The 21427-nt window shown below is 28.2% G+C and carries 21 protein-coding genes; 17 read left to right on the top strand and 4 right to left on the bottom strand.

What is annotated here, in order from left to right:
* Positions 1-38: 38 nt before the first annotated feature.
* Positions 39-860, top strand: coding sequence for a hypothetical protein (locus tag ACH5BK_RS05400; RefSeq protein ID WP_404305210.1), 822 nt, complete (start codon positions 39-41; stop codon positions 858-860).
* A gap of 18 nt (positions 861-878) precedes the next feature.
* On the opposite strand, the gene ACH5BK_RS05395 is transcribed toward ACH5BK_RS05400, so the two are convergent.
* On the bottom strand, positions 879-1340 hold the full coding sequence (locus tag ACH5BK_RS05395; RefSeq protein WP_404305209.1) for a hypothetical protein: 462 nt from the start codon (positions 1338-1340) through the stop codon (positions 879-881).
* 388 nt (positions 1341-1728) lie between these two features.
* Here ACH5BK_RS05395 and ACH5BK_RS05390 point away from each other — a divergent pair, with 388 nt between their 5' ends.
* Together ACH5BK_RS05390 and ACH5BK_RS05385 are read left to right on the top strand one after the other, a co-directional pair.
* Positions 1729-2043 (top strand): nucleotidyltransferase family protein, encoded by a 315-nt coding sequence (locus tag ACH5BK_RS05390; RefSeq protein ID WP_404305207.1) that lies wholly within the window; start codon positions 1729-1731, stop codon positions 2041-2043.
* Positions 2036-2353 (top strand): DUF86 domain-containing protein, encoded by a 318-nt coding sequence (locus ACH5BK_RS05385; RefSeq protein WP_404305205.1) that lies wholly within the window; start codon positions 2036-2038, stop codon positions 2351-2353. Before ACH5BK_RS05390 ends, ACH5BK_RS05385 begins: the two co-directional genes overlap by 8 nt.
* 202 nt (positions 2354-2555) lie before the next feature.
* Here ACH5BK_RS05385 and ACH5BK_RS05380 read toward each other — a convergent pair whose 3' ends face one another.
* From ACH5BK_RS05380 to ACH5BK_RS05370, 3 genes are all read right to left on the bottom strand, one after another.
* Positions 2556-3377, bottom strand: a complete 822-nt coding sequence (locus tag ACH5BK_RS05380; protein WP_404305203.1) for a hypothetical protein — start codon at positions 3375-3377, stop codon at positions 2556-2558.
* A gap of 153 nt (positions 3378-3530) precedes the next feature.
* The gene (locus ACH5BK_RS05375) at positions 3531-4760 is read right to left on the bottom strand and encodes an NAD(P)/FAD-dependent oxidoreductase (protein ID WP_404305201.1); all 1230 of its coding nucleotides are present in this window, start codon (positions 4758-4760) and stop codon (positions 3531-3533) included.
* A gap of 59 nt (positions 4761-4819) precedes the next feature.
* Entirely contained in the window at positions 4820-5146 is a 327-nt protein-coding gene (locus tag ACH5BK_RS05370) for a cupin domain-containing protein (protein ID WP_404305199.1), read from the bottom strand.
* 371 nt (positions 5147-5517) lie between these two features.
* Here ACH5BK_RS05370 and ACH5BK_RS05365 point away from each other — a divergent pair, with 371 nt between their 5' ends.
* The 14 genes from ACH5BK_RS05365 to ACH5BK_RS05300 all read left to right on the top strand — a co-directional run bounded on the left by ACH5BK_RS05365 (position 5518) and on the right by ACH5BK_RS05300 (position 21274).
* A complete protein-coding gene (locus tag ACH5BK_RS05365) occupies positions 5518-6786 on the top strand; it encodes an O-acetylhomoserine aminocarboxypropyltransferase/cysteine synthase family protein (protein WP_404305197.1) in 1269 nt (422 codons plus the stop codon).
* A gap of 12 nt (positions 6787-6798) precedes the next feature.
* On the top strand, positions 6799-7212 hold the full coding sequence (locus ACH5BK_RS05360) for an RrF2 family transcriptional regulator (protein ID WP_404305195.1): 414 nt from the start codon (positions 6799-6801) through the stop codon (positions 7210-7212).
* A 12-nt stretch (positions 7213-7224) separates the two neighbouring features.
* The gene (cysK, locus tag ACH5BK_RS05355; protein WP_404305193.1) at positions 7225-8157 is read left to right on the top strand and encodes a cysteine synthase A; all 933 of its coding nucleotides are present in this window, start codon (positions 7225-7227) and stop codon (positions 8155-8157) included.
* Positions 8158-8204: 47 nt separating this feature from the next.
* Complete coding sequence (locus ACH5BK_RS05350; protein ID WP_404305191.1) at positions 8205-8435, top strand: DUF2061 domain-containing protein; 231 nt, start codon at positions 8205-8207, stop codon at positions 8433-8435.
* Between the two features lie 11 nt (positions 8436-8446).
* Positions 8447-9151 carry a phosphoadenylyl-sulfate reductase gene (locus tag ACH5BK_RS05345; RefSeq protein ID WP_404305189.1) on the top strand — a complete coding sequence of 235 codons (705 nt, stop codon included), beginning with the start codon at positions 8447-8449 and terminating at the stop codon, positions 9149-9151.
* A gap of 61 nt (positions 9152-9212) precedes the next feature.
* Positions 9213-10127 (top strand): sulfate adenylyltransferase subunit CysD, encoded by a 915-nt coding sequence (gene cysD / locus ACH5BK_RS05340; protein ID WP_404305187.1) that lies wholly within the window; start codon positions 9213-9215, stop codon positions 10125-10127.
* A 1-nt stretch (position 10128) separates the two neighbouring features.
* Positions 10129-11586 carry a sulfate adenylyltransferase subunit CysN gene (gene cysN / locus ACH5BK_RS05335; protein WP_404305185.1) on the top strand — a complete coding sequence of 486 codons (1458 nt, stop codon included), beginning with the start codon at positions 10129-10131 and terminating at the stop codon, positions 11584-11586.
* On the top strand, positions 11586-12680 hold the full coding sequence (locus ACH5BK_RS05330; RefSeq protein ID WP_404305183.1) for a sulfite reductase: 1095 nt from the start codon (positions 11586-11588) through the stop codon (positions 12678-12680). Before cysN ends, ACH5BK_RS05330 begins: the two co-directional genes overlap by 1 nt.
* A 100-nt stretch (positions 12681-12780) precedes the next feature.
* Positions 12781-14082, top strand: a complete 1302-nt coding sequence (locus ACH5BK_RS05325; RefSeq protein ID WP_404305181.1) for an aminotransferase class V-fold PLP-dependent enzyme — start codon at positions 12781-12783, stop codon at positions 14080-14082.
* 263 nt (positions 14083-14345) lie between these two features.
* Positions 14346-15308, top strand: coding sequence for a metallophosphoesterase (locus ACH5BK_RS05320; RefSeq protein ID WP_404305179.1), 963 nt, complete (start codon positions 14346-14348; stop codon positions 15306-15308).
* An 81-nt stretch (positions 15309-15389) separates the two neighbouring features.
* Positions 15390-15776 (top strand): PAS domain-containing protein, encoded by a 387-nt coding sequence (locus tag ACH5BK_RS05315; protein WP_404305177.1) that lies wholly within the window; start codon positions 15390-15392, stop codon positions 15774-15776.
* An 11-nt stretch (positions 15777-15787) separates the two neighbouring features.
* Positions 15788-18010, top strand: a complete 2223-nt coding sequence (locus tag ACH5BK_RS05310; RefSeq protein ID WP_404305175.1) for a methyl-accepting chemotaxis protein — start codon at positions 15788-15790, stop codon at positions 18008-18010.
* A gap of 94 nt (positions 18011-18104) precedes the next feature.
* On the top strand, positions 18105-19055 hold the full coding sequence (locus ACH5BK_RS05305; protein ID WP_404305173.1) for a substrate-binding domain-containing protein: 951 nt from the start codon (positions 18105-18107) through the stop codon (positions 19053-19055).
* Positions 19055-21274 carry a PAS domain S-box protein gene (locus ACH5BK_RS05300; protein WP_404305171.1) on the top strand — a complete coding sequence of 740 codons (2220 nt, stop codon included), beginning with the start codon at positions 19055-19057 and terminating at the stop codon, positions 21272-21274. Before ACH5BK_RS05305 ends, ACH5BK_RS05300 begins: the two co-directional genes overlap by 1 nt.
* The last annotated feature ends 153 nt before the right edge of the window (positions 21275-21427 follow it).

Genomic DNA, 21427 nt, shown 5'->3' with positions numbered 1-21427 from the left:
TTGTATGTTTTTTATACATTTAATTAAAAAGGTGAAAAATGAACACAAATGAATTAATGAATAAAGCTTTAGAACTAGCTAAATTAGATGAAATACCTTATGATACAAATATCATAGTAGAAGGAAAAAATATAAAGAAAGTTCTTATTGGTATTGATATGGAAACACCTGAACTACTTTTAGCAAAAGAACTAGGATATGATTGTGTTGTATCACATCATCCAAAAGCAGATGCTTCACTTGTAGACTTCGCAAAAGTAATGGATGTACAAATTGATAGAATGGTAAAAGCTGGTGTTCCAATAAATAAAGCTCAAAAAGTATTAAAGAAAAGGCAAGCAAGTGTAGATTTAGGAAGTCATGCACTAAACTATGACAGAGTAAGTTCAGCTGCTAGACTTATGAATATGCCCTATTTAAATATACATATTCCTGCTGATTTTATTACAGAAGAAATAGTTCAAACAAGACTAAATAAAGCCTTTGAAGATAAGCCAAAAACTAAACTAAAGGATATTATTGAAGAACTTAATTCATGGGAATATTATCAAAATAAAGTAGCACAACCAGTTATTAGAGTTGGTTCAAATGACGATTATGCAGGAAGAATCGAAGTACTTATGGCTGGTGGTACAAATGGTGGGGTAGAAGTTTATAAATCATATTTTGAAGCAGGAGTTGGAACTATAATAGCTATGCATATTCCAGAAGATGTTAAAAAAGCTGTAATAGAGCAGAATATAGGAAATATAATCATAGCACCTCACATGCCAAGTGATAGTATAGGACTTCTTGAAATTGTAAAAGCTTGGAGAAAAGATGGAGTTGAAGTAACTTGTATGAGTGGGATTGTAGAATAATCCCACTCAAATAAAAAATTAAAAGATTTTTCTTATTAACTCTTTATATGCACTGTCTATTTTACTGTTTGCATCTTCTATAGATTCAGTATCACTTAACTGTGTTGATAAAACTAAATTTAAACTATCTTCAATTGAATCATCATCTGCAAATACTTCTACTTCATTTATTTTTGAAAACTCATTTAATACTAAATTATTAAAATCTTCAATTGAAATAACTTCATCTTTATCAATAATTTCAATAGCCTTTGATACAAATGCTTTATTTCCTTCTTTGAACATATTTAATGAATAAGTATCCTCATTGCAATAAACTTCAATATTATCACATATATCTGAACTTTTTAAATTATAAAAATCACTTATATTTTCTTTTTGAATACTTACTACTTCTACTATACTTTGATCTGTAAAATCTTTTGTGCTGATAATCGTATTATTAAGATATACTTTCTTATCAATAATTCTAAGACTCATTCGTCGCTCCTATGTTTGTATAGTGTATTTTACCATGATTAAGGCAATATATGTGTCGCAAAACTGCTATAATTTATAATTTGTAAATAAAGGCTTATTTTAAAATATTATAATAAATCTCATTATTAGTTAGTAAATTTATATATTACTTATAAGATAAAAAATAGAAAAAGTATAAAAAATTTTACTTTTTAATTTTAGATTTATAGTTGATTTATAGTGAATTTTTATGATTTGATAAATATAAGTTATGTTTATAGCTTGAATTGCTATTTTATTTTTGGTTTTTTGTAAGAGATATTGCTTTTATTTAAGAAAATATCTTTTTGTATTAATATATCTATTTTTTAGTATAATGTAATTATTGATTAAAATGAAAGGATAAAGTATGAATGCTCAAGTTTTAGAAAAACTCAAACAACTAAAACCAAAACTTCAAAATGAAGGCTTTGAGTTAATCGGTGTTTTTGGCTCATTTGCTAGAAATGAAGAAAAACTTGATAGTGACATAGATATACTTTATCAAATAAAAGACACAAATGAGTATCTAAAAAAATACTCTGGATGGGATAGTATTCTTCATATAGTAGAAACAAAAGAGCTTTTAAAAAAAGAGTTAAATAGAGATGTAGATTTTGTAGATAAATCTAGTTTAAATCACATTGCTAATAGATATATATTAAAGGATTTAGTATATGTCTAAAGCAAGAATTGAGACTATTTTAAAATATATAGATGATATTGAATATATAGTTTCAAACTACAATGGAGTTGTAAATACCCTAGAAGATAGAATAGGAAAACACTCTTTACTAATGTGTCTTATGCAAATAGGTGAAAATCTAAATAAGCTAGACTCTTCAAATGAAAATCTAAAAGATGCTGTAAAAGGAGCTTATGCAGTAAGAAACTTTATAGCTCATGACTATGAGGGAATAAATCTAGCACTAATAGAAAATATAGTTAGAAATCTTCTTCAACCTTTGAAAGAAGAACTTCTTAAAGAGTTGTAAAAAGATATCTTTGTTTTGATACTTCTTTCTTTTCTTTTTATTAAAGAAAAGAAGCAAAAGAAAAGCGTGAGCGAAGTTCCAAAATAGCTAAAAAATATATCTAAATTCTAAAGTTTTGAAACTCGGCTTGTACCTCACCTCAAACAGTCAAAACTTTTTCACGAATTTATATAGATTTTTCTTTACGCAATTTTGAAAATACTCACTTTCTTAATCCACTTAAACTTGATATAGTAGCTTGCAAAACTTTCCAACTAATTTCTGCTGTATGATTATCAGGATTAAAATTTTGTATAGCTTGAACTCTAGGATGAATATAATTCCTAAAATCTCTTAAATCATGACTAAATTTTTTTATATCTAATTCTATAAATTCCAATTCGTAAGCTACGTCAATCAAAGAACTTAATGTCCAATCATTTAATTGTTTTGTTTTGCCATTCTTATCTTTTGGTGCACTTTTTGCCATATTAAAACTTTTTATGTGTCTAGATGCTTTCTCTATTAATAAACCTTCTAATGTACTTCCACATAAAAAGACTACAGATAAAGGAGAATTATTGGATAGACAATTTTGTATTTCTTTGATTCTTTGATTTATAATATTCTCAAATTGATAATCTAATTCTAGAAGACTAAGATTAATTTCTTCAAATTTTATATCTAAAAAATCTTTTTCTGTCTTTTCTTTTTTACCTAATAGTCTATCCACAATATTTTTACATTCTTTATACGAATAACTATCTATAGTTTGTGATTTTTTTAATTGTTCAAATTTCCAAACTTCAAGTATTTCATTTAAAACTTTTCCTACTATCAAGTCTGATTCTTGTTCCCAGAAGGCTCTTAACCTTTTTGCTTTTGAATTTCCTATATACTCATATTTAATATCATATATATTAATATTCGTAATATCATAAATTAATTGTGCAAAACTTTGATTTGAGAAATCTAAAACGTAACCACTGTCCATTCCAAATAAATCTTCAAAATATCTTTTTTCAATTGTTTTAAGTTGTGCCATAAATTCTCTCAAATAATAAATTTGTATATTATACTCATTAAAATAGTAAATTTTGTTAAAGTTCAAGGCCAGAGGAGAAATTGAAGTGGGAGTATACTTCTAGTATGTGACTATTTCAATTTCGACGATAACGTCGAAATTTAGCAAAAGTTACTATTTTCTTCCCAGTGATTTTCCAGCTAAGTACCCACTCGCCCACGCAAAGTGTAGATTAAAACCACCCCTATTTCCTACTATATCTAGTACCTCTCCTGCGAAGTATAGGTTTTTACATTTTTTGCTTTCATAAGTTTTTGGGTCTATCTCATCGGTTCTAACCCCTCCTCCACTGGCTTCTGCGTGTTTGAAGCCTTGGGTGTCTGTGATTTTGAATCGCCAATTTATTAGGTTGTTTACTATTGTTCTTATTTGTTTTGCGTTTATATCTTTTGCTAGGGTTTCTGTTGGGATTTTACAGTTTTCTAGGATTATTGGAGCTAATTTATTTGAGATTAGTCCTGTTAGTAAAAGTGAGGCATTTTGATTTGGTAGAGATTTTAGTAAGCTCTCAATTGAGGCTAAAAGTTCATTTCTATTTATAGTTGGAAAAAGATTTACTGCTATTTGTACATCTTGGTATAAACTTAGAGGATATACTGCATATTGAGATATATCTAGTATAGCAAAACCTGATACTCCGTATTTTGTAAATAACACATCACCTACTATAGAAGCCTCTTTATTTCCATCTATATAAAGTGTAACTTCTGATTCTTTTTTTACACCTTGAAGTCTGCTTTTTTGCTCATAATCTGTATGAAGCCCTACAAGTGATGGATATGTTAGATTTGAAGAGTGCCCAAACTTTGAAGCAAAGTCTATTCCTTTTTCAGTTGCATTTAGTTGTGGAGCTGCTGCTAGACCACAGCTGATAACTACTTTATCATACTCTTTATAGCTTTTCTCTTCTGTTTTTAGTTCAAACTTATCATTTTGTTTTTCTATATCTTCTACTTTTACACCTAAAATTAGGTTTATATCTAAAGACTCACATGTACTTTCAAGTAAATTTACTACTGATTTTGCTTCATTTGATAGGGGATATACTTTACAAGTCTCTTTTATATCAAGTAAAAGTCCTATACTTTTACAGAACTTTTCAAAGTCATTAAAAGTAAACTGTTTTAGGGCATCTTTTACAAAAGAGGGATTTTCTCCAATATAGTTATTATATGTGATATTTGAGTTTGAGATATTACATCTTCCATTTCCTGATGCTAATATCTTTTTTCCAATTCCTTTGTTTATATCAAATACATCTATATTTAAATCTTTATTTAATCTCTTAGCAGTAATTGCTGCCATAATACCAGCAGCACCTGCTCCAATAATCGCTATCTTCAAAATCTATCCTCTTTTTATTTCTTGATGGAATTATACTTTATATATGATGACAGCAAGGTTTAGTAAAATACTGCTAGCCAAATAGTTGGTTTTTTTGTATCTGTATATTTAACTCTATGTTTCACATGAGCCTTTATATCTATATAATCATCTTTACATAACTTCACTTCTTTTACTTTATCATCTTCTTTAAATTCCAAGATTGCCTCACCATCTAAAAGTAAAACAAACTCATTTTCTTCTTGGTCATACCAAAAATCTTTTGGGCTTGTTTGTCCTGTAGACACTATTCTTTCAATTCTTACATTTTTATTCTTTACTAAATCACTAAAGTTTTCTTCTTTGGCATTTTTGTCTATATCATCTAAAATAGAACTTTTTTCCATATATAACCTTTCTTATTTAGTATAGATTATATCATTTTTTTAGCTTTTTTAAGTGATTTTATTCCAAAGTAATCTAATCAACTTTACTTTTTTACACTAATTTTTAAAATTTTTCTATATTTTGTCTATTTTTTTACTCAAGATTGTATTTAACTTGATAAAATAGTATTGTAAGTACCATTTTATGGTACTTTAGTAATCTATTAAAGATTGATGTTTTTTAGCCATAATAAGCTCAAAAACCCTAAATAATAGTAATTTAGTAAAGAATATTAAGTTAATTATGATTAAATCACTTGACATTGATTTTAAAATATATTACAATTTCAACATACAAAAAGAAGAAAGAAGAAAAATATAAAGGATACAAAATGCATAAAGAAACAATTGCAGTACATGGAGGCTACAACAATAAAGAGGGTTGGGGTACTATGTCTGTGCCAATTGCTCAAACAACTGCGTACGCATTTAGAGATGCAGAGCATGCTGCAAACTTATTTGCATTAAAAGAGTTAGGTTCAATCTATACTAGATTGACAAATCCAACTACTGATGTATTAGAGCAAAGACTTGCTCAACTTGAAGGTGGAGCTGGAGCTATTTGTGTATCTAGTGGTCAAGCTGCTATTTTTTACGCTATTTCAAACGTAGCAGAAGCAGGTGACAATATCCTTATCTCTGATAAATTATATGGTGGAGCTGTTACACTTTTAACTCACACTATTAAAAGATTTGGAATTACAGCAAAAGTATTTAAAAGTGCCGATGCTTCAAATTTAGAAGAGCAAATTGATGATAAGACAAAAGCGATTTTCTTTGAGTCTTTATCAAACCCACAAATTGCAATTGCAGATGTGGAAAAAATCGTAGAGATTGGTAAAAGAAATGGAGTTTTAACTATTTGTGATAACACAGTAGCAAGTCCAGCTTTATTTAATCCAATCAAATGGGGAGTTGACGTAGTAGTTCACTCTACATCTAAGTTTATCAATGGTCAAGGTACTGCTGTTGGTGGTGCTATTATTGAAAGAGATGGTTTAGCAGATTTCTTTAAAGAAAACTCTAAAAGGTACTATCACTTTGTGCAACCAGATGCAAGTTACCATGGTTTAGTTTACACTGATGTGCCATTACCAAACTTTTGTTTAAGAATTAGGTTAGCATTACTAAGAGATATTGGAGCTTGTCAATCTCCAAATACATCTTGGTTACTATTACAAACTATTGAAACTTTAGAACTTAGAATGGAAAAACACTCTAAAAACTCTTTAGAGATTGCTAAATTCTTAGAGTCTCATCCAAAAGTTAAATCAGTTAACTACCCTGGATTAGAGTCAAGTCCATACTATGATAAAGCACAAAAGTATTTTGAAGGTGGAAAAGCTTCTGGTCTTATCTCTTTTGAAGCTCAAAGTTATGAAGATGCGAAAAAAGTGATTGATAGTACTAAACTATTTAGTGTTGTTGTAAATATTGGTGATTCAAAATCACTTATTGTACAACCTGCATCAACTACTCACTCTCAGTTAAGCCCTGAAGAGTTAGCAAAAGCTGGTGTAAACCCTACTACGGTTAGATTATCAGTTGGTTTAGAAAATCCTGCTGATTTAATTGAAGATTTAAATCAAGCATTAAATTAAGAGAGAAATAAAATGCCGTTAATATCCACAAAAGGTGTATATGGTCTTACAGCCATGTACGAACTAAGTAAGCATGATAAAGAAACTCCTATGCAAATCAAGGAGATTTCTTCAAATGCAAACATTCCTCAAAACTACTTGGAACAACTTCTAAGTAAGTTAAGAAGAGCCGAACTTGTAAAGAGTATTAGAGGTGCTAAGGGTGGATATATCCTAGCTCATGATGCTAAAGATATTAAAGTTGTTGATATCTTAATAGCATTAGAGGATGATTTAAAGATTGTTGATGCAAAAGCTTCAAATCCAATTTTGAATATCTTTTTTGATGATTCGAAGCAAAGCATGAAAAAAATATTTGATGTGACTCTAGCAGGTTTAGATGAATATCAAGATAAATACAATGAATTTTTACATTATAGTATATAAAGGAAATAAATTATGAATTACGCTGAAAACTTAACACAATTAATTGGAAACACTCCACTAGTAAAACTACAAGGTTCAAGTAACAAAAGTGGTGCAACAGTATTAGGAAAATGTGAATTTATGAACCCTTCTCATTCTGTTAAAGATAGAATTGGTACAAACATGATTAACACAGCATTAGAGCAAGGTTTAATCAATAAAGATACAACTGTAATTGAACCAACTTCTGGTAATACTGGTATTGCTTTAGCTTCTGTTTGTGCAGCTTTAGGAATTAAATTAGTTCTTACTATGCCTTCATCAATGAGTATTGAAAGAAGAAGATTATTAAAAGCTTTAGGTGCTGATTTAGTATTAACAGAGCCTGAAAAAGGTATGAAAGGTGCTATTGATAAAGCAAATGAATTAGCACAACAAACAGAAAACTCTTTCATTCCTCAGCAGTTTAACAACGGTGCAAACCCTGATATTCATAGAAAAACAACTGCACAAGAGATTTTAAAAGATACAGATGGAAAAGTTGATATTTTAGTTGCTGCTATTGGTACTGGTGGAACTATTACAGGTGTTGGTGAAGTTTTAAAACAACATAATCCAGATATTAAAGTAATTGCAGTTGAGCCAGAAGCATCACCTGTATTAAGTGGTGGAAAACCAGGTCCTCATAAGATTCAAGGTATTGGAGCTGGATTTGTTCCAGATGTATTAAATACAGATGTATTTGATGAAGTTATTACAGTAGCAAATGAAACTGCTATTGAAACATCAAGAAACCTTGCACAAACAGAAGGTCTATTAATTGGTATTTCAGCAGGAGCAAATGCTTATGCAGCGGATGTAATCGCAAATAGACCTGAGAATAAAGGAAAAACAATTGTTACAATTCTTTGTGATACAGGTGAAAGATATTTAAGTTCAGGACTATATAACTATGATGAAGAGTAGAAACTCTTCATCATTATATAGCCCTTTAATAAAGAAGGGAAATTAAAATGCACGAAAAACCTTATAGATCTGTCGTAAAGACTATATCTTGGAGAACTCTAGGAACTCTTGACACAATAATCATCTCTTATTTTATTACTGGAAACTTAGCAATGGCAGCTTCAATTGGTTCTATTGAACTTGTTACTAAGATGGTTTTATATTATTTCCATGAAAGAGCTTGGAATAAGATAAATCTTGGAAGAGTTAAACCAGCAGAAAATGATTATCAAATTTAGGTAAGGTATTTATGAGTAAAGAAATAGTAGATAAATTAAATAAAGATTTAGAAAACAAATCAACACAAGAAGTATTAGCTTTCTTTTTAGAAAACTATAAAGGTAGAGTTGCTCTAAGTTCTAGTTTAGCAGCAGAAGATCAAGCTGTTACAGATATCATGCTAAAGCAAGATAAAGAAGCTAGAATTTTTACACTTGATACAGGAAGACTGCACCCTGAAACTTATGATGTTATGGATGCAACAAATCTAAAATACAATATTAAAATAGATGTATTTTTTCCAGATAGCCAAAAAGTTCAAGAGTTATATCAAGAACAAGGTGTAAATGGACACTATGAAAGTATTGAGAAGAGAAAAAACTGTTGTGGTATTAGAAAAATAGAGCCTTTAAAAAGAGCACTAAAAGATTTAGATGTTTGGATTACAGGACTTAGAGCAGCTCAAAGTGTAACAAGAACAAATATGCCAGTAATTGAATGGGATGAAGCTTTTAAAGTTATCAAAGTAAATCCTATTATCAACTGGAGTGAAGAAGATGTATGGAACTACATCAAAGAAAACAAAGTTCCATATAACAAGTTACATGACCAAGGCTTCCCAAGTATTGGATGTGCACCCTGTACCAGAGCCGTACGGGACGGTGAAGATATAAGAGCCGGTAGATGGTGGTGGGAGAACCCAGAACATAAAGAGTGTGGTTTACACAAAAAATAAATTTTTACAGATTAATTCAAACTTTTAATTTGAGCTAGTCGAAATTAATGGAGAATAAAAAATGGAAATAAGCCAAGAGAGATTAACACATTTAAAACAACTAGAAGCAGAATCTATGCATATAATGAGAGAAGTAGTTGCAGAGTTTTCAAACCCTGGAATGCTTTACTCAGTAGGTAAAGACTCTTCTGTAATGCTACATCTTTTACAAAAAGCATTCTACCCTGCTCCACCTCCATTACCTTTAATGCACGTGGACACAAAATGGAAATTCAAAGAAATGATTGAATTTAGAGATAGAAGAGCTAAAGAAGTAGGAATGGAATTAATTGTTTATTCAAATCCTAAAGGAATTGAAATGGATATCTCTCCATTTGAACACGGTTCTGCTTTACATACAGATATCATGAAAACTGAGGGATTAAAAAATGCTTTAAATATCCAAAAGTTTGATGCTGTATTTGGGGGTGCAAGAAGAGATGAAGAAAAATCAAGAGCTAAAGAGAGAATCTACTCATTTAGAGATAAAAACCATAGATGGGATCCAAAAAATCAAAGACCTGAGTTATGGAATATTTACAATGGTAAACACACACAAGGTGAATCAATTAGAGTATTCCCACTGTCTAACTGGACAGAACTTGATATTTGGCAATATATCTATTTAGAAGAAATTCCAATTCCTGATTTATACTTCTCAAAAGAAAGAGAAGTTGTAGAATACATGGGTACAAAAATCATGGTTGATGATGATAGAGTTCCTGCTGATTTAAGAGCAACTGCTAAAAAAGAGAAGGTTAGATTTAGAACACTTGGATGTTATCCACTAACAGGAGCAGTTGAAAGTGAAGCAACAACTCTTCCAGAGATTATTCAAGAAATGCTTGTTTGTACAACAAGTGAGAGACAAGGAAGACTAATAGATAGTGATGGTGACGCATCAATGGAGAAAAAGAAACAAGAAGGGTATTTTTAAGATGGCACATCAATCAGATTTAATTTCAGAAAATATTGAACAATATTTAAAAGAGCATGAAAACAAAGAGATTTTAAGATTTATAACTTGTGGGTCAGTTGATGACGGTAAGTCAACTTTAATTGGAAGATTACTTTATGATTCAAAAATGATTTTTGAAGACCAATTAGCAGCTATTGAAAAAGATAGTAAAAAAGTTGGAACAACTGGTGAAAAGATTGACTTAGCACTTTTAGTTGATGGATTAGCAAGTGAGAGAGAGCAAGGTATTACAATTGATGTTGCTTATAGATTTTTCTCAACTGATAAAAGAAAATTTATTATTGCAGATACTCCAGGTCACGAGCAATACACAAGAAACATGGCAACAGGTGCTTCAACAGCAGACGTTGCGATTATCTTAATTGATGCTAGACAAGGGATTTTAACACAAACTAAAAGACACTCTTATATTGCATCACAGTTAGGAATTAAAAACCTAATCGTGGCTATTAATAAGATGGACTTAGTTGATTTTTCACAAGAAGTATTTGAAAATATCAAAAGCGATTACAATGAAATTATTCCAAATCTTCCACATAATGAAGATTTAAATATTGAATTCATTCCAATTTCTGCTTTAGATGGAGATAATATCCTAACTAACTCAGAGAAATCTCCTTGGTATACAAATAAGCCATTAATGCAGCTATTAGATACTATTGAGATTCATAAAAAAGAGTCTAAGTCATTTAGATTACCAGTTCAATATGTAATTAGACCTCACTTAAACTTTAGAGGTTTTTCTGGGACTATTGCTAGTGGTAGTATTAGTGTTGGTGATGAGATTACAGTACTACCTTCAAGAAAAACTTCTAAGGTTAAATCTATAGTATCAAATGATATTAAAGATTTAAGACCAATTGGAAAAGATGAAGTTGTAGAGACTATTGATACAGCCTTTGCACCAATGGCGACAACAATTACACTTGAAGATGAGATTGATATAAGTAGAGGGGATATGATTGTAAAATCAGATGATATTCCAAAAGTATCAAATCATCTATCAGCTATGGTAGTATGGATGGATGAGCAACCATTAACTCTAAATCAAAACTATGTAATTAAAAGAGCAACATCTGTACTAAATGGAGCGTTTAATAGTATTGAGTTTAAGAAAAATATTAATACTTTTGAAGAAATTAAAGCAGATAAATTAGAGTTAAATGATATTGCAAAATGTACTATCTCACTTGATAGGGAAATTGCTGTAGATCCATATCATGAAAATAGATATACTGGAAGTTTTATCATTATTGATAAATACACTAATTCTACAGTTGGTGCAGGTATGATTATATCATCAATTGAAGGTTTTGCCCATTTAGAAGAAGAGAAAAAAGTTTACAGTCAAGCTGAAATTGAATTAAACGAATTCATTAGAAAAAACTACCCTGAATGGAATTGTAAGGCTATCTAATGTCAAGGAATTTAGCTATGGATATAGAACAAATAAAAAAAAATAAAGATGGATTAGATGTCTTAAGTGATATCTACATCTATGCTGTTTTAGGTGAGAAAGCTAGTGAAGAGGATTTAATTAGATTTAAATGGTACGGTATTCATAAACAAGAAGATACCAAAGAATATTTTAGACTAAAAATTCCTTTGCCATTAGGTGAGTTAAACCTAGAACAATTAGAAACTTTGTTAACTATATCAAAAAAATATGCAAAAAATAGTTTATTATTTGATACTTACCAAAAAGTTGAGTTAAAATGGCTAAAAATGCATAATCTACCAGAAGTTTTTAATCTTTTACAAGGTGTTGGATTAAAAACTATTTTTGAAGCAGGACATAATGTAAAAAATATCATTACTTGTCCTGTAAATGGAATAGATAAAACACAAATAGCTGATGTAAGTGATATTGCAAAAAAATTAAATGAAACATTTATTGGGAATAAAAACTTTTCTAATTTACCAAATGAATTAACAATTGCTGTAAGTGGCTATGCACAAGGTTGTGCTTTGACTTATACACCTGATATAAGTTTCAATGCAACTAAAAATGAAAAAGGTAAGGTTGTTTATTCATTAAGAGTAATTGGTGAGCATTTAGGCTTTATAACTTCATCACAGATAGTTCCAACAGCAAGAGCAATTGCCAAAATATATAAAGATTTTGGAATAAGAGATGATATTGAAGATAGTACTTTCCAATATCTAGTTGGTTCTTGGGGCTTTAGTAAATTCTTTGATATTTTAGATTCATCAGTAACATTTAGAATAAAAGATTTTGATATTGATGAAGAATTTGTAGAAGGCAAAGCACCAAGACTTGGAATAAATGAGAGTAAAGTTGAAGGACAAAGTTATATTGGATGTAAACTAAAAACACTAGATATAGGTTCAAAAAAAATAGAAACGCTTATAAGTTTACTTAAAAAATATGGTGCCTCTAAAATAAAATTAACACACAAAGCAAATGTTATCGTTTTAGACGCACCAACAAATGAAGCAAATAATTTTGTAAAAGACTTAAAAACAATTGAGTTTAATGCTTTAGTGTAAGACCTCTACAAAGAGGTTTACACAATGTACAAGCAAACTCTTATGATAAATAACTTAAAATTATAAAACTAATAATCCTAACTAATTTAACGAGCAAACAATGACAAGAGATATATTTAAACCTTTTTTTAATGAAAATACTAAAAAATTAGACTTTTTAAAATACAATACAATAGGAAAAAGTAAAAGTGAGTATTTTGACTATACAGCCTCAGGACTTGCTTTTAGACCTATTGAAAATAGAATAAGAGATGTATTAGAAACTTATGCAAATACCCATTCTATGGAATCAACTAATGCAAAAGCAACAACATATTATTATGAACAAGCACGAGCAAATCTAGCAAAAAACCTTGAAGTAAATGAAGATTTTGCCATACTTCCAAGTGGCTGTGGTACAACTGCTGCTATTAAACACCTACAAGAATTACTTGGACTTTATATTCCTCCTGCAACTAAAAAGAGATATAAAATAAAAGTAGATAAAAAAAAGTTACCTTTAGTTATAGTTGGACCTTATGAACATCACTCAAATGAAGTATCATTTAGAGAAGCACTTTGTGAAATCAAAAGGGTTAAACTTGATGATGAAGGTTTAATCGACATGAAACATCTAAAGAAGATTTTGAAGAAAAATGAAGGAAGAGAAATTATAGGTTCTTTCTGTATTGCTTCAAATGTAACTGGTATCATCACACCTTACAAAAAAATCTCAAAACTTCTTAGAAAATATAAAGCTTTAGTATGTTTTGATGCAGCTGCTAGCTCACCTTATATGAATGTACCAAGTAAATATTATGATGCTATGTTTATGTCGCCTCATAAACTTCTTGGAGGCCCTGGTTCTTGTGGACTTTTAATAGTAAAAAAATCTTTAATAGATACAAAACTATCTCCTACTTTTGCAGCAGGTGGAACAGTTGAATATGTAAATAAAGAAAGTCAAGTTTACCAAAAAGATATAGAAATAAGAGAAGATGCAGGAACACCTGGAATTTTACAATTTATTAGAGCTTCTTTAGCTTATCAATTAAGAAATGAAGTTGGTTTTGATTTTATAAATGAACAAAAAACAAAACTAAAAACACTTTTTATTGAAGAGCTTAAAAAACTACCAAACTGTGAAATTTATGGGCATCAAGGTGAGGATAATATTGGTATTGTTTCTTTTAATATAAACAATATAGATCCTTATGAACTTTGTGCTAAATTATCAGCAACAGATGGCTTCCAAACTAGAGCTGGATGTTCATGTGCAGGACCTTATGGACATGATTTATTGGGAATAAACGATCCAGATATATCAAATAAACCAGGCTGGCTTAGAATCTCTATTCATTATACACAAACTCCTGATGAAATCAGAAATTTAGTAAACTGTATTAGCAAACAAAGTAAATAAAAGTACACCTTTTAATTGGTGTATTTTTACTTAAACAATAAATTTTCTCATTTAATATAATTTTTATTTTTTGTTAAATATCTATTAATTTTTGCTGTATATAATTCCCCATGAGTTTTATAATATTTATGACAATTTTCATATTAGTGTTTGCTCTTCAAACTTTTATAATAAAGAAACGTCTTATTAATAAACTAGACTTTAGTGATAAGACAAAAAAATATCTTAGCATATTTTTATATATAACATTTTTTGGGGTATGTATGTACCCATTTGCTAGATATTATCCAGTTGTACCCAACTGGTTATATTTCCTATTATCTTTACCTATTGGGGTGATTTTTCTTACATTTATCATAACAATTATTCATGAAATCATCTCTTATGGGGTAAAGAAAACTCCTTTCAAAGAAAATCGAAGAAATTTTTTAAAAAAATCCTTGGATATTGGTGCTGTTTCACTTGTTGTTGGAACAAATGCCAAAGCTATGCAAAATGCAAAAACCATAGAAACTGAAAATATTAATATAAAAATAAAAAATCTAAAAAAACCTTATAATCTAGTACAACTAAGTGATGTACATATTGGGGGACTTATTGATAAAACTTTTATAGAAGAACTTGTAAAAAAGGTAAATAAGCTAAGCCCTGATGTTATTGTAATTACAGGTGATTTAGTAGATACTAAACTAAAGTTCGCAAAACCTGCTTTAAATGAATTAGCAAAACTAGAATCTAAATATGGTACATATTTTATAGTTGGAAATCATGAGTATTTTCATGGGGTAAAGCCTATTATTGATTATGTAAATTTTCTTGGTATAAAAGTTTTAGAAAATGAATCGGTATATGTTGGAGAAGAGAATGAAGGCTTCAATCTAGCAGGAGTATATGATGTTTTTGGGCATAGATATGGAGATTTTATTCCCAATATAAATAAGGCATTAGAAGATAAAAAGAACTCTCCTACTATTTTACTTGCACACCAACCTAGATATGTAAATGATATAGATACAAAAGATATTGATTTAATTTTATGTGGGCATACTCACGGTGGACAAATTTTTCCATTTAATTATCTTGTTAAACTCCAACAACCTTATGTAAGAGGTTTAAATAAACACAACAAAACTACCCAAGTTTATGTAAACAAAGGCACAGGCTTTTGGGGACCACCCATGAGACTTGGTGCTAGTTCTGAAATTAGTTACTTAAAATTATCTTAGAATAAAAATTCAAAAAAACTTCCTTTTATTTATTAATAATTCTTATTATATAATGCGCTATTTATTTATAAAAGGAAGTTAATGAGTGGTAAAGAAATACTACTAGATAATAATTCATTTATTGTTTCAGAAACAGATGAGAAAGGCTTTATAAAGTATGCAAATGATGAGTTTTGCGAGATTAGTGAGTTTACTCTTGATGAACTAATTGGAAAACCACATAATATTTTAAGACATCCAGATATGCCTAATGCAGCTTTTGAAGATTTATGGAAAACTATACAAAAAGGTAAAGTTTGGAAAGGTTTTGTAAAAAATAAAACAAAACATAATAATTTTTATTGGGTTTATGCAACTATTTATCCTTTAGAGTCTAGTGATGGTTCTAAAGGTTATATGTCCTGTAGAAAAGTAGCTTCAAGAGATGAAATACAAAAAGCCAAAGAGCTTTATAACACAATGAACTAGGAGAAGCTACGATGAATTTTTTAAAAGATTTACCTATTAAAAGTAAACTATTAGTAACTATAACTATACCAATGATAGCTATATTAATAGTCTCTTCAATATTATTATTTCAAGGATATACAAAATATAATAATTTAAAAGAACTTGAAATACTTATGAAATTTAATTCTAAAATATCTCACCTTGTACATGAAACACAAAAAGAAAGAGGTGCAACGGCAGGTTTTTTAGGAAGCAAAGGTGTTAAATTCAAAGATATTTTATCAAAACAAAGGGATTTAACAAATAAGAAACTAAATGAACTAAAACTCTTTATAAAAGATAATGAGTTAACTACTTTAATTAATAGTAATGAAAAAGAAAACCTAGATACAATTTTAAATGAAATATCAAAAATAAACTCTATTAGAACTAAAGTAAGTAGTTTTGATATTCCTTTAAAAGATGCTATTTCTTATTATACAAACCTTAATTCAATTTTCTTAAAATATATTACAATAACATCAAAACAGTCTTTAAATAGTGAAATAACTATGGAAACTATGTCTTACTATGCATTTCTAGAAGCAAAAGAAAGAGCTGGAATTGAAAGAGCAGTAGGTTCAGCAATATTTGCAGCAAATAAATTACTTCCTGGATTTCAAGCTAAATTTATTACTTTAATAGCACAACAAGATGCCTATATGTCAACTTTTAATTCTTTAGCAAAAAAGAATTTTATAAAATTTAAAAATGAAAATCTTAAAGGTAAATCTATAGAAGAAGTAAAAAGATTAAGAGAAGTTATTATTTCTAGTAATCAAGGGAATTTTAATATAGATGCAACTCATTGGTTTAAAACAATTACTAATAAAATTAATCTTCTTAAAAAAATAGATGATTATATTTCAAATGAAGTGATAACTGATACAATCATAAAAAAAGATAAAGCTTTAAATAAATTCCTTCTTCTATCTATCTTTGTTATAGTAATTATCCTAATTACTGCATTAATTGCTATTTATAATACAAAAACAATTATTAACTCGATTATGAAAATTAGACATGGAATTGAAGTATTCTTTGATTTCATGAATAGAAAAAGAAATACCTTTGACCATATAGATGTTACATCAAGAGGAGAGCTAGGTGAGATAGCTCAATTTATAAATAAAAATCTTGAAATTTTGGAAATAGAGCTTGAACAAGATATGAAATGTGTAGGAGAAGCTATTTTAGTTCTAAATAAACTAGAACAAGGAAATTATCATAATCAAGTAATGTCAATGCCTGCTAATCCTCAAATAAGAACCTTTGCTAAAACAATTAATAAGATGCTTCAAAATCAAGAAGCGCTTATGAATAATATTTTAGATGAATTAAATAAATATACAAGTTATGACTATTTATCAAAAATAGATAATAAAAATATCCATGGTGAAACAAAAAAATTAATTGATGGAATTAATGCTTTAGGTGAAGCAATAACTGCAATGCTAAGAGAAAACAAAAACAATGGTGACCTTTTAAATGAAAACTCTAAAGAGTTATCATCTAATGTGGAACAGTTAAGTAACTCTGCTTTATCTCAAGCTGCATCTATTGAAGAAACAGCTGCTTCAATAGAAGAAACAACTGCTTCAATAAGAGAGATTTCTTCTCAGGCTATAAATATGCAACAATTATCAAAAGAGACTTTAACTTATGCAAATGATGGTAAAAACTTAGCTAGAAAAACTCAAAACTCTATGGAAGAGATAAATAATGCAACTCAAGAAATAAATGAAGCTATTACAATTATTGATCAAATTGCCTTCCAAACAAATATTTTATCACTAAATGCAGCTGTAGAAGCAGCAACAGCAGGTGAAGCAGGGAAAGGCTTTGCAGTTGTAGCTCAAGAAGTAAGAAACCTAGCAGGAAGAAGTGCTGAAGCTGCAAAAGAGATACAAGAACTTGTTGAAAAAGCAAAAGAAAAAGCAGCTGAGGGTAAAAACAGCTCAGAAGAAATGATTGAAGGCTTTAATAAACTAAATGAAAAAATTGAAAATACAAGTGATATTATTGCCTCTGTTACAGACTCTACACAAGAACAAAGTAGAACAATTTCACAAATCAATGAAGCTATTACAAAAATAGACCAATTAACACAAGAAAATGCAAAAGTAGCTAATAATGCAAAAGATATTGCAGCTAAAACAAATGATATTGCTATAGAAATTATTAAAAATACAAATAGCAAAAAATTTAACTAAAAAGAGATATTCTCTTTTTAGTCATCATTCTTAATAAAATATAAAAATAAATAAATGTACAATGTATAACTAAAAAAATAACTTTAGGTATACTATGAACTTAAAAAAAATTCTATTGATTTTCACTCTTTTAAGTACCTTGATGCTAAATGCTAACTCTAAAAAAATAGTATATATCACAGCTGATATGAATATTCCTTTTTGGAAGATAATGTCAAAAGGTATTCATAATATTACTGAAAAACAAGATTATGTATTTAAAATTTTTGACTCACAAAATAGCGCAAAAAAAGAGCTTATGCATACTATTAAAGCTATAAAAGATGAAGTAGATGGAATAATTTTATCCCCTACAAATTCATCTGCTTGTGTTACTATTTTAAAACTTGCAAAAAAAGCAAATATTCCAGTAATAATTGCTGATGTTGGAACAGATAAGGGTGATTATGTTTCTTATATTTCATCAAATAATAAATTAGGTTCATATAACTTAGGTATAGTATTATCAGAAGAAATGAAGAAAAGAAATATTCATAATAAAAAAGTTGGAATTATAGCAATACCCCAAAAAAGATTAAATGGACAAGAAAGAACAGCAGGTTTTATGGAAGCTTTAAACCAAGCCAATATAAAAGGTGCTGATATAAAACAGCTAATTAATTGGAGTAATGAAGAAACTTATAAATATACAAAAGATATGATAAACAGATTTCCTAATTTAGGTGCTATTTGGATTCAAACTTCAAATATTTATAAAGGTGCTATTTCTGCCATAAAAGATATGAAAAAAGAGAATGAAATTTTGCTTATTGCTTTTGATGCAGAGCCTGAATTTGTTGAACTTATTAGTCAAAATACTATTATTGCCTCAGGAATGCAGCAACCTTACCTTATGGGACAAAAAGCTGCTATTTCTATGCATAAACACTTTATTGGCAAAAAAGTTATTAAAGATATTCAAGTTCCTATTTTAATAGTCTCAACTAAAAATATAGAAGAGAAAAAATCTACAATTAATCTAAATGTATTAGGAATAGAAAGATAATGAAAAAAATAAAATTATCTTTATATTTTGCACTAGCTCTTACAATTATTTCTACAGTTGTTTTAACAATGAGCATAAACTCTACATATAGTTATATAAATACAAAAAACAAAATTATTGAGAATATGAAAATAGATTCAAGAAATACTATTTTATCATTAAAAGACAATATCAAAAACCTTATTTCAGCTTATGCGATAAATGAATATAATAACCTTATTTACAATGAACTAAGTAGAAAAGATATCTTTGCCATTATAATAAACGACTACAATATGGGTAAAATATTAGGAGAAAAATATCTTTCTAGTGGAAAAATTAAGTACAATGGAAAAATCATAGATTATGATCCCTTGAACAAAAAACAAAACAAAGAATTGAAAAACTCTTTTTATTCAGATACATATAAAATAACTTCTTCTTTTGGAAATGAGATTGGAACTATTAGTATTTATATTTCTGATGAAAAAATGAATAAAGAATTAAAAGAAATTATTATTGAAAATATCAAAAATACATTTATTTTATCTTTGTTTATGATACTATTTTTATTTTTAACAATTAAAGCTTTTATTCTAAAACCTATTTCAAATATTACTAAAACATTAAAAACTATGGATAAAGATGGAATTCCTACAAAACTCCTTGAAAATAATGCTTTTATTGAAATTGACAATCTATCAAGTAGTATTAATGATATGATAAACACTATTAAAAAATCTACTGAAAATCTAAAAAATGAACAAAATAAACTTGAATATTTACTACAAAACAGTCCTATTGCAGTTAGAATTGCAAAGTGTAATAGTGAAGATGTAGTATTTGCTAATCATGCTTATAAAAAACTAATCAAAAAAAATAATAATTTTAAAAAACCTCTAAATTATTATGAAGATAAAGAAGAATATAAAAAAATCCTAAATAGATTAAAGTCAAATGAAACAATTTACAATAAACTAATTGAATTAAATATTGATAAAAAAAGAATTTGGGCATTAGCTTCTTATATGAATATACATTTTGATAATGAAGATGCAGTTATTGGTTGGTTTTATGATGTAACAAATGAAAAGAATAGTGAAAATAGATTATATGAAGCATTAGAACTTCAAACTACAATTTTTGATAACTCAGGATATATGATTATTAGAACTGATAGACAAGGTTTAATTAAACAAATAAATAAAGAAGTAGAAATAACAACAGGTTATACTCAAGAAGAATTAGTTAATAAACAAACTTTATTAATTTTCCATTTAGAAGAAGAGTTAAAACAAATAGCAAAAGAGTTTAGTATAAAATTAAGAGAAAATATAGAAGCAGATTTTAGTGTATTTATTGCAAAGTCACTTCTTAAAAATAGTGAAAGAGAATGGACATATAAAACTAAAGAAGGTAAACATTTACCAGTAAGTTTAAATGTAACAGCCCTAAAAAACAAAAATAATGAAATCTATGGATATCTAGCTATTTCAAGGGATATTACTCAAAATAAAGTAATGGAATCTCAATCTAAACTAGCTTCAATGGGGGAAATGATAGGTAATATAGCTCACCAATGGAGACAACCTTTAAGTGTAATAACTTCTATTTCAAGTGCAACCATTCTAAAAAATGAAGTTAATAGATTAAGTAAAGAAGATTTATATAAAAGTATGGACAATATTACAAAACAAGCAAAATATCTATCTAATACAATTGAAGACTTTAGAGATTTTATTAGAAATAAAGAGCAAAAAGAAATAGTATTAGTTTCTCATGTAATAAATAAAACTATAAATATTTTAAAAGCTACTTTAAATAGTAATGAAATTAATTTGATTTTAAATAGTAATGAAGATATTGAAATTCCTGCTTTTGAAAATCAGTTAATTCAAGCTCTAATTAATATTATAAATAATTCTAAAGATGCTATGAATGAGAATATTAAAAAACATGAAACAAAACTTATTATAATTGAAACAAAAAAGACTTCTACTGGATTAGATTTATCTATCATAGATAATGGTGGTGGAATTAAAAAAGAGATATTAAATAAAATTTTTGAACCATATTTTACTACAAAACATAAAAATATTGGTACAGGGATTGGATTGTCTATGACTTATCAAATCATAACAAAACACCATGATGCTAAAATTATTGCTTCAAATAGCACCTATACTTATAATGATAAAGAATATACAGGTGCTAAGTTCTTAATATCTTTTAATAATTAGTTTGCAATAGCTAAAAAACTAGTAGTAATTGTTAAAAAATATATTGTTATTAAAATTATATAATCTTTTTTATTTGTATTAATATTGTTTTTCATTTTTTTCTCCTTATAGTAGGAGAAAAAAATCTCCTACCAATATAAATTTATTTTTAAA

It is taken from the genome of Arcobacter sp. YIC-80, from assembly GCF_044841725.1.
Taxonomy (GTDB): Bacteria; Campylobacterota; Campylobacteria; order Campylobacterales; family Arcobacteraceae; genus Arcobacter_B.
Note: the sequence above shows the minus strand (reverse complement) of the source record. Positions and strands in the feature narration are given on the sequence as shown.